Annotated in this window: 5 protein-coding genes; 3 read left to right on the forward strand and 2 right to left on the reverse strand. The window is 75.8% G+C overall.

Annotation, left to right across the window (positions count from 1 at the left end; all coding sequences use genetic code 11):
• Positions 1–49: 49 nt before the first annotated feature.
• Both ACW0Q9_RS04580 and ACW0Q9_RS04585 read left to right on the forward strand, forming a co-directional pair.
• Entirely contained in the window at positions 50–4345 is a 4296-nt protein-coding gene (locus tag ACW0Q9_RS04580; RefSeq protein WP_456178616.1) for an alpha-(1->3)-arabinofuranosyltransferase domain-containing protein, read from the forward strand.
• A gap of 17 nt (positions 4346–4362) precedes the next feature.
• Complete coding sequence (locus tag ACW0Q9_RS04585) at positions 4363–5637, forward strand: polysaccharide biosynthesis protein (RefSeq protein ID WP_456178618.1); 1275 nt, start codon at positions 4363–4365, stop codon at positions 5635–5637.
• Positions 5638–5645: 8 nt separating this feature from the next.
• Here ACW0Q9_RS04585 and nudC read toward each other — a convergent pair whose 3' ends face one another.
• Positions 5646–6569 (reverse strand): NAD(+) diphosphatase, encoded by a 924-nt coding sequence (gene nudC / locus ACW0Q9_RS04590; protein WP_456178620.1) that lies wholly within the window; start codon positions 6567–6569, stop codon positions 5646–5648.
• Between the two features lie 194 nt (positions 6570–6763).
• Here nudC and ACW0Q9_RS04595 point away from each other — a divergent pair, with 194 nt between their 5' ends.
• Complete coding sequence (locus tag ACW0Q9_RS04595; protein ID WP_456178621.1) at positions 6764–8581, forward strand: VanW family protein; 1818 nt, start codon at positions 6764–6766, stop codon at positions 8579–8581.
• A 66-nt stretch (positions 8582–8647) separates the two neighbouring features.
• On the opposite strand, the gene ACW0Q9_RS04600 is transcribed toward ACW0Q9_RS04595, so the two are convergent.
• The gene (locus ACW0Q9_RS04600) at positions 8648–9274 is read right to left on the reverse strand and encodes an NADPH-dependent F420 reductase (protein ID WP_456178623.1); all 627 of its coding nucleotides are present in this window, start codon (positions 9272–9274) and stop codon (positions 8648–8650) included.
• Positions 9275–9506: the final 232 nt, after the last annotated feature.

Raw genomic sequence — 9506 nt, forward strand, 5'->3', positions numbered from 1 at the left:
GCGCCCAACGTCCGCCGGGTCGGTCGGGGTGCCGGAGACAGGGAGCCACATGCGCGCAGAGGCGACACGAGACAGCGGACCGGCGGATCACCGCACCCGACGTATCACCCGCCGGTTCCGCCACCTCGCCGTCTGCATCGTCCTCTCCGCGCTCGCGTTCCAGCAGGAACCCGGGCTGACCGTCCCGGACACCAAGGTCGACCTCAACGTCAACCCCGCGGGCTGGCTGCTCCGCTCGCTGCATCTGTGGGATCCCACCGGCACCTTCGGCCAGCTGCAGAACCAGGCGTACGGATATCTCTGGCCGATGGGGCCGTTCTTCCTGTTCGGGTCGGAACTCGGCCTGCCGGCCTGGGTGGTGCAGCGGCTCTGGTGGGCGCTTCTGTTCTGTGTCGCCTACCTGGGGGCCGTCCGGCTCGCCGGCCGGCTCGGCATCGGCACCCCGGCCGCCCGGATGATCGCCGGGGTCGCCTTCGCGCTGTCCCCGCGCATCCTCACCCAGCTCGGCTGGTCCTCCGTCGAGTCCTGGCCCAGCGCGATCGCCCCGTGGGTGCTGATCCCGCTGGTCGGCCTCGCCCACGGCCGACCCGTCCGGCGCGCGGTCGCCGGCTCGGCCGTCGCGGTCGCCTGCGCCGGCGGCGTCAACGCGACCGCCGTCTTCGCGGTCGTCCCGCTGGCGCTGCTCTGGCTCGCCACCCTCCAGCCGGTACGCCGCCGGATCACCGCGCTCGCCGCCTGGTCCGGCGCGGTCGCCCTGGCCACCGCCTGGTGGCTGGTCCCGCTGCTGGTGCTCGGCCGGTACAGCCCGCCGTTCCTCGACTACATCGAGTCCGCCCGGTTCACCACCAGCGTCACCGACGCGGTGACCGTGCTGCGCGGCGCCTCCTACTGGGTGGCCTACCTCGGCGGGCCGTTCGGCCCGACCCTGCCCGCCGGGGCGCAGCTGGCCACCGACCGGGTGCTCGTCGCCGCGACCCTGGCGGTCGCGCTGCTCGGCGTCGTCGGGCTGTCCCGACCGGGCATGCCGCACCGGCGGTTCCTCGTCACCGGTCTCCTCCTCGGCGTCGCGCTCGTCGGGCTCGGGCACGTCAGCGACCTGCCCAACGTCCTGGCCGGCCCGGAGCGGGACTTCCTCGACGGCGCCGGGGCGCCGCTGCGCAACGTGCACAAGTTCGACGTCGTGCTGCGGCTCCCGCTCGCCCTGGGCGTGGCCCACCTGCTCGGCCTCCTCATCCGGGTGGCCCGGAGCGTTCCGGCGCGGCGGCGCCGGCGGGCCACCGCGGTCGCCTGGCTCGCCGCCGGTGTCGCCGCCACCGCTGTCGTCGGCGTCGCCGGTCCGGCGGTGGCCGGCGGGCTGGCCACGCCGGGTGGGGTGACGAAGGTGCCCCGCTACTGGTCGGAGGCGGCCGACTGGCTCGACGCGCACACCGGACGGGGCCGGGTGCTCGTGGTGCCCGGCGCCCGGTTCCCCTCGTACGACTGGGGCAGCACCACGGACGAGATCGCCCAGCCCCTGCTCGACGGGCGCTGGGCGGTCCGCAACGCCATCCCGTTCACCCCGCCCACCACCATCCGGCTCCTCGACGCGGTCGAGGCGGCGCTGGCCAACGGCGACGGCTCGGCCGGCCTGGCCGACCTGCTCGCCCGCTCCGGGGTCAGCCACGTGCTCTTCCGCGCCGACCTCGACCACGGCCGCTCGACCACGGCCCGGCCGGCGGTGGTCCGCCAGGCGCTGGAGCGGACACCGGGACTCACCCTGGTCGCCGGCTTCGGCCCGGTCCGCGGCGGTGGGGCCACGGACGGAGTGTTCCGGGACCACGGCCTCGACGTACCGACGCGGGCCCTGGAGGTGTTCCGCGTCGACCGCCCGGTCGAGCCCGTCGTCGCCTACGACCGGGACGACGTGACCACTGTCGTCGGCGGCCCCGAGTCGCTGCTGGAGATGGCCGCCGCCGGGCAGCTCACCGCGGCGCCGACGGTGCTGGCCGGGGACGCGACGGACGCCGCCGGAGCGGTCACGCTGACCGACGGGCTGCGCCGGCGGGACGTCTCCTTCGGCCGGCTGCGGGACACCTCGGCGACGCTCACCGCGTCCGACTCCTTCGACGTGCCCGCGCCGGCGCACGACTACCTGCCCGACTGGGGTGCGGACCAGGCCACCGTGGCCCGGTACGACGGCATCACCGCCGTCCGGGCGTCCAGCTCCCGGGCGCAGGTCGGGGTACGCGGCGGCGCCCGCCCCGAGCACCAGCCGTTCGCCGCCCTGGACGGCGATCCGGGCACCTCGTGGCAGTCGGCGCCGGACACCGCGGGGGCGGACCAGTGGCTGGAGGTGACCCTCGCCGCGTCCACCCGGATCAGGCAGGTGCGGGTGAAGTTCGACCTCGGGGCCGACACGGTGCCGACGAAGGTGGTCGTCACGGCCGGCTACGAGAGCCTGGCGGTCGAGTCGTTCGGCGACACCATGACGTTCGACCTGCCGGGGGTGCACGCCACGCGGGACCTGCGGATCGCGATCGAGGCCACCATCGGGCAACGGCCCGGCTCCGGCACCGTCGGTATCTCCGAGATCGAGATCCCCGGCCTGCGCACCGGACGTACCCTCGCGATGGCCGCCCCACCGGCGACCGACCGGCCGGCAACCGTCGTCGTCTCCGCCGCCCCGACCACGCCGGCCTGCTTCTTCGTCGACGGCCGGCCCCGGTGCGCCGCGGACGCCGCCCGCGGCTCGGAGGACGGTCGGTCGATCGACCGGACGTTCGACCTGCCCACGTCCGGGACGTACACGGCCCGCGTCTGGGCCCGTCCGGAACCCGGCGGCGCCCTGAACGCGGTCCTGGACCGGCAGGTGGCCGCCGCGCAGCCGCTGCGCCTGGCCCCGGCCGTGACGGCCTCCTCGACGGTCGTACCGGACCCGGCGGCCCGCCCGGGAGTGGCCGTCGACGGGGACCCGGCGACCGCCTGGTCGCCCGCGCCGGGTGACGAGAACCCGATCCTGCATCTGTCATGGCCCCGCCCCCAGGTCATCAGCGGGCTGCGCTTCTCCCTCGACCCCGAGGTCGCGGCCTCCAAGGTCGGCAGTGTGCGGGTGGTGGGTGACGACGGCGTGCGCGGCGGGCTGTTGGCCCGGAACGGTCAGCTCACCCTGCAACCGCCGATGCGCACCGACGAGATCACCATCCAGTTCCTCGACAAGCCGTCCGCCTACAGCCAGGACCCGTACGGCGAGAAGGCGCCGGAGCCGCTGCCCATCGCGGTCGGCGAGGTGAGCGTCCTGCCCGCCAGTCCCGCCCGGGCGCCCGACCTGGACGCCCCGGTGAAGCTCGCCTGCGGCTCCGGCCCCACGCTGGAGATCGCCGGCGCGCAGGTCCGCACCGCGCTGACCGCCACCGTCCGGGACCTGCTGGAGGCGCGGGAGGTGCCCGCCGTACCGTGCGGCGCGGCCGGCACCGGTGGGCTGGTCCTGGCCAGCGGCCAGTCCCGGCTGCTCGCCACCCCCGGCGAGCTGGCCCGCGCGACCCGCGTCGCGCTCGTACCGGGTCCGGCGCAGTCCCGCGTCGCCCCGCAGGCCTCGTCCGTCGAGGTGGCGGACTGGTCGGCCACCGAGCGCCGGGTGCGGGTCGCCGACCGGCCCGTCGACCGGGTCCTCGCGGTACGGGAGAACACCAACGCCGGGTGGCGGGCCACGATCGACGGCAAGGTCCTGGCCCCGCTGATCGTGGACGGCTGGCAGCAGGGCTGGCTGCTGCCGGCGGGGACGTCCGGCGAGGTGGTGCTCCGCTTCGTGCCCGACACGGCGTACCGCGCCGGGCTGTTCCTGGGCGGTGTGCTGCTCGTCGGGGTGGTCGTCCTCGCCGTGCTTCCGGAGCGCCGCCGTGCCACGCCGTCGGCCGTCGTCCGGCCCGCGCGGCGGCGGGGGCGGGGTTCGGTGCCGCTGCTGGTGGCAGGGGCGGCGGCGGTGATCCTGTGGGGCGGGCTCTTCGGCGCTGTCCTGGTCGCGGTCGGCCTGGTGCTGGCCGTACAGGGTCCGCTCCGGCTCCCGTGGCCCCACGATTCCCGCCGGGCCCGGCTTGCCGTCCGGCTTGCCTGGACGTGGCTGCCGGCGGCCCTGCTGCTGCTGGCCGGCTGGCTGCACCTCACCGTCGCGCAGCGGCACCTGGCCGCGGGCCCGCAGCTCGCGACGCTGCTCGCCCTGGGCTGCCTCTGGTTGACCACTACCGTCCGGCGCCGACCGGTACGTCCCGTCGCCCCGCCGCCGGCCGACGCACCGCCGACCGACCCGCCGCGGGGAACGGACGGCCCGGCCCGCTCGTGGCGCGACACCGACCTCTCCGCGATCACGTGAGCCGGGGCGGGGCGGACATGACGCACACCCGGGCGACGAGAGCGGGCGCGGGACGGCTCGGCACGGCCGGCGCCGCCGTCATGGTGGCCGGGACGGCGGGCAACGCCCTGGCCTACCTGGTGCCGGTGCTGGCCGCCCGGCGGCTCGACGCGGCAGAGCTCGGGGTGCTCGCGACCGCGCTCGGGCTGGTCGCCATCGCCAGCGTTCCGGGCCTCGGCCTGCAGTTGGCGGTGGCGGTGCACCACGCCCGGCACGGCCACACGCCGGCGCGCCGAGCGACCCTCACGACCGCCGCGCTCTCCGGCGGCGTCCTGGTCGCCGCGACCCCGCTGCTCGCCACGGTGCTGCGCATCCCCGCCGAGGTCCCGCCCCTGCTGGCGGTCACCACGGTCGCCGTGGTGCTCTCCTCCCGCCGGCTCGGCGAGCTGCAGGGGGGCCAGCGGTTCCTGCGCCTCGCCCTCGGCATGGCCCTGCTGGCCGCCGGACGGTACGGCGGCGTGATCCTCGGCCTGCTGCTCGGCGCCGGCCTCACCGGGTCGCTGCTCGCCGGCGCGCTCCTCGCCACCCTCACCCCGCTGGCGCTGGCGCGCCTGGCCGCCGCGCCGACCCGGCCCGCGTCCGCCGCCCCGGAGTCGTCCGTCGCCGACCCGGCGGCACCGGCACCGGTGCTCACCGCCGCCCAGGTCGTCACCGGCTGCGGGGCGACGCTGGCGATGCTCGTGGTCTCCTACGCCGACCTCCTGCTGGCCCGCCAGCTGTTGCCGCCGTCCGAGTCCGGGGCGTACGCGGTGGGCACCGTGCTCGCCAAGGGCGCGTTGTGGGCGCCGCAGGTCGTCACCGTGCTCGCCCTGCCCCGGCTGGCGCGGGGCGACCGGCGCAGCCGGGCCGTCGCGCTCACCGTGACCGGGGCGTGCGGGCTGGTCCTGGTGCTGGCCTCGGCGCTCGGCGGCGGACTGGCCTTCCGGCTCGCCGGTGGCGCGGACTACGTACACCTCGGTGCGCACGCGCCCGCCTTCGCCGCGATCGGCGCCCTGTACGCGGTGGTCTTCGTGCTGCTCAACGCCCAGGTCGCCGCCGGTGCCCGCTGGCCGGCCGCGCCGCTCTGGGCGGCCACCGTCGGGCTGGTGGTGGTGGCCGGGGCGATCGCGCCGCACACCTTCACGGGCCTGCTGTGGAGCGCGCTGGGCACCGCCGTGGCCGCGCTGGTGGCGATGGCCGTCACCAGCCGCCGGGGGCGCGCCGCGGCCACCCCGGTTGCCACGCCCGCGGCCGCACCGGCCACTCCGAGCTGACCGGCCGATCAGTCGCCGGCGGCCAGCCAGCTGTGCAGCAGGTGGTGGTCGATCGAGTCGATCCGGCCCAGCGGCCGCCCCGCCGCCATCCGCTCCCGCAGCTCCGCCCGGGTGAACCAGCGCGCCGCCACCAGTTCGTCGCCGTCCACCCGGACCTCGGTCGAGGCCGCCGTCGCCCGGAACCCGACCATCAGCCCGGCCGGGAACGGCCAGGCCTGCGAGCCCTGGTACGTCACGTCGACCACGGTCACCCCGGCCTCCTCGACCAGTTCCCGGCGAACCGCGTCCTCCAGGCTCTCGCCGATCTCCACGAAGCCCGCCAAGGTCGACCAGGAGTCCTCCGCCGCGCCCCGGTGCCGGGCCAGCAGGCACCGATCCGGCTCGCCGGGCGACTCGACCAGCACGATGACCGCCGGCTCGATCCGGGGGAAGAGCAGCCGACCGCAGCCGGCGCCCATGCAGGAACGGGTGTGGCCGCCGTCGCGGGCCACCGTCGCCGCCCCGCAGCCGCCGCAGAACCGCTGACCCCGGTGCCAGTGCAGCAACCCCTTGGCGTACGCCTGGACGGCCGCCTCGGCCGGCCCGAGCCCGCCCACCAGGGCCCGCACGCCCACCGCCTCGGCCGCGCCGGCCAGCTCGCACGCCTCGGCCTCGCCCCGGCCGGAGAGGTCGACGGCGAACACCGCCCGGCCGGCGTCCAGCCCGAGGAACACCGTCTCGTCGGCGGCGGCGGGCAGCCCGGGTGCCCCGGCCGCGGAACGGCGCACCGGCACCCGGTCGGCGGAGACCAGGGAGCGGTCCCGCCACAGCGCCAGCAGCACGGTCTCCGGGTCGGTCAGCCGCGCGGTGATCCACGCCGGGTCGGCGCGCAGCGCCGCCGCCCGGTCCAGCCAGCCACCGCCGTACGCCAGGGTCCGCTCGTCCGTCCGCACCCGGCCACCGTCCCACGATCCGGACCGGCGCGGGAGCCCGCCGGAGGGTGACGACGGCGACACCCGGGGACGGCGGACGACGCGGTCCGGACGCCCGCCGGAACGGAGACTCCCGGCCGGCCCGAGCGTTGGTTACCGTAGGTGTCTCCCGTGGGGGAAGCGGTCCCCACGTGGTACTTCCGATCGAGGTTGCTGTGACGCTGTACGGCGAAAAGGTGCCTTCCGCCGACGACCGGCCCACCGTCAAGGTGACGCCGGTGAGCTGGCCCGACGTCGAGCCGGATCCGGCCGCCGCATCCACACGGGGCGGCGCCGGGAAGCCGGGGCGGTCCCGTCGCGGGCGGGTGCTGCTCGCCGGCGGCATCGTCGCCGCCGTGCTGGCCGCGGGCACCGGTCTCGGCGCCTACGCGTACGCCGGCGACGTGCCCCGGGGCACCACCGTCCTCGGCACCGAGCTGGGCGGCCGGAGCCGGGCCGAGGCGGCCGAGGCGCTCCACGCCGAGCTGGCACGCCGCGCGGCGGCGCTGAACGCCCCGCTCACCGTGGCCGTGGGAGAGAAGACCGCCGAGCTGAAGCCGGCCGACGTCGGGCTCGCCGTCGACGTGGACGCCACCGTGGCCGCGGCCGCCGCCGCCGAGGCGCACCCGGTGAGCCGCCTCGTCGGCTCCCGCACGGTCGAGCCGGTGGTGACCGTCGACACCGCCCGGCTAGAGGCCGCGCTGCGCAGGGCCATGGGCGACCAGGGCCGCGAGATGACCATGCCGGCCATCATCTTCACCGGCACCACCCCGAAACCGGTCTACCCGAAGCCGGCGCTGACCGTCGACGCGGCCGGCGCGGCCCACGCGGTGAAGGCCGGCTGGCTGGCCGGCGCGCCGGTGACCGTGCCGCTGGTCGAGAAGTGGCCGGCGAGCACCCGCGAGGAGGTCGACCGTTTCCTCGCCGAGCTGGCCCGGCCGGCCGTCGCGGCGCCCGTCACGCTCACCACCGACGGCGGCTCGGTCAGCATCCCGCCCGCCGCCATCGCCCGCGGGCTGCGCTTCGCGGCCGACGACGCGGGCAAGCTGACCCCCCGTGTCGACGTCAAGCGGCTGCGGACCGCGCTGGGCGACCGGCTGGCGAAGCTCGAGGTCGCGCCGAAGGACGCCGGGCTGACCATCAGCGGCGGCAAGCCGAAGGTGCTCCCGGCCCGGGCCGGACGGCAGGTCGACGCCACGGCGCTCGGCCGCGACCTGCTCGCCGTCCTGCCGAAGACGGACGGTCGCACGGTGACCGTGGCGCTGAAGCCGGCTGAGCCCGAGCTGACCGAGGCCAAGCTCGCCGAGCTGGGCATCAAGGAGCGGGTCTCGACCTTCACCACCCGGTTCCCCGGCGGTCTCTCCTCACCGCGCAGCCAGAACATCGTCCAGGCCGCCAAGGACGTGGACGGCACCATCGTGCAGCCGGGGGAGACCTTCTCGCTCAACGGCCACACCGGCGAGCGCGGCTACGACCAGGGGTACAAGGACGCGCCGACGATCGTCAACGGCAAGCTGGTGCCGGGCGTGGGCGGCGGCGTCTCGCAGTTCACCACGACGCTCTTCAACGCCAGCTACTACGCGGGGCTGCAGGACGTCGAGCACAAGCCGCACTCGTTCTACTTCAGCCGCTACCCCGCGGTCATCGAGTCGACCATCTACTGGCCCCAGCTCGACTTCAAGTTCCGAAACAACACCCCGTACGGCGTTCTGATCGACACCTCCTACACCTCCAGCACGATCACCGTGTCGATGTGGAGCACCAAGATCTACGACAGCGTCAAGACCGAGTACGGCCCGCGCCGGAACATCACCCAGCCGAAGACGGTCTACCTCGATCCCGGCCCGGACTGCATCGAGGCCGCCGGCAGCGTCGGCTTCGCCCAGGACGCCTACCGGGTCATCAGGAAGGACGGCAAGGTGGTGAAGCGGGAGAAGTTCAGCTGGCGCTACGACCCGGAGCCGCGCTTCATCTGCGCCAAGCCGCCCGCCTGACGCGCGCACGCACGGAAAAGCCCCGCCGGCCACGTCGCCGGCGGGGCTTTCTCCTGTCGTACGCCCTCAGGGCCGCGCCTCGGCCAGCCCTCGCCGTACGCCCTCCGCGTCGCGGTCGGTGCCGTACACCGGGGTGTCCGGCTGCTGCCGCCAGCTCTCGTCGAGCGTGCCGGCGTCCACCGGGTCGAAGCCCAGCGCGTCCACCAGTTCCATGACCAGACGCTTGGCGTCGGCGTCGTCCGCGGCCACCGGAAGCGCGATCCGGTCCGGCGTGCCCGCAGGCTTGCCGTTGTCCATGAGGTGCGCGGCCTGGATGTTGTTGAAGACCTTCACCACCCGGGCGCCCTTCAGGTGGTCGGCCGTCCAGCGGCTGGAGCTGAGGCTGCGGTCCAGCAGCTCGGCGATGTCGCCGTCCCGCTGGGGGTAGTAGTTGTCCGCGTCGACGACCACCTTGCCGTCGAAGAGCGGCGCCGGCAGGTCCGGCACCGCCTTGACCGGGATGGCGATGACGACCAGCTCCGCGCCCTGGACGGCCTCCTCCAGGGTGCCGGCCGTGGCGCCGGTCTCCGTGGCGAGGTCGGTCAGGCTCTGCGGCCCGCGCGAGTTGGCCACCGTGACGTCGTGGCCCAGCGTGCGCAGCCGACGGGTGAGGCTGCCTCCGATGTGCCCCGACCCGATGATTCCGATCTTCATGACCACTCCTGCCTCCGCCAGCGCCTGGCGGTCAGTTCCGGCCGAACCATCAGCAGGTACCCCGACCGGTCCGTCCCGATCGTGGGACGACGCGTACACCACGTCACGTTTCCCGCCGGCCCGACGGGGCAGGCACGGGCGGGTCCCGCACCGACGGTACGAGACCGGGCCGGGCGGCCGGGGCGATTCACGGAAGCGGGCCACAAACGCAGTCAGGGCCACCCCGAAGGGT

The organism is Micromonospora sp. I033 (genome assembly GCF_053890995.1).

Bases quoted from the DNA above. Each gene is read 5' to 3' on its own strand.
- ACW0Q9_RS04580 (WP_456178616.1), top strand. From the start codon at position 50: ATGCGCGCAGAGGCGACACGAGACAGCGGACCGGCGGATCACCGCACC.
- ACW0Q9_RS04585 (WP_456178618.1), top strand. From the start codon at position 4,363: ATGACGCACACCCGGGCGACGAGAGCGGGCGCGGGACGGCTCGGCACG.
- ACW0Q9_RS04600 (WP_456178623.1), bottom strand. From the start codon at position 9,274: ATGAAGATCGGAATCATCGGGTCGGGGCACATCGGAGGCAGCCTCACC.